Source organism: Psychrobacter sp. GW64-MNA-CIBAN-0177, assembly GCF_040309585.1.
Taxonomy (GTDB): Bacteria; Pseudomonadota; Gammaproteobacteria; order Pseudomonadales; family Moraxellaceae; genus Psychrobacter; species Psychrobacter okhotskensis.
In genome coordinates, this window is the sequence record NZ_JBEOOY010000295.1 from 1 (window position 1) to 266 (window position 266).

General features: G+C 46.2%; 1 pseudogene. It reads left to right on the forward strand.

The window, feature by feature from the left end:
- Positions 1-10: 10 nt before the first annotated feature.
- Positions 11-266: pseudogene (locus AAEY79_RS15140) on the forward strand (hypothetical protein); the annotation flags it as partial.

Sequence of the window (266 nt, forward strand, 5' to 3'; positions counted from 1 at the left end):
GAGATACACAATGCGGGCCACCTTTCACCTAAAAACCCTTACAGTAGCGATTGCTGCTTTCTCTGTCGCTAGCGCTGCTAGTGCTGCTGGTCTTGATCGTTCAGGACAAGACGTTACCGCATTTTTGCAAGACGGTACCTACGCTGAAGCGGTTTACACTTACATCGATGGTGATGTAAGTGGCCATGACAATGCTTATGTCGGTCCTGATAAAAAGGCTTATGAGCAAGGCAAAAAAATCGATGATATCGCTGAGTCTTATGACT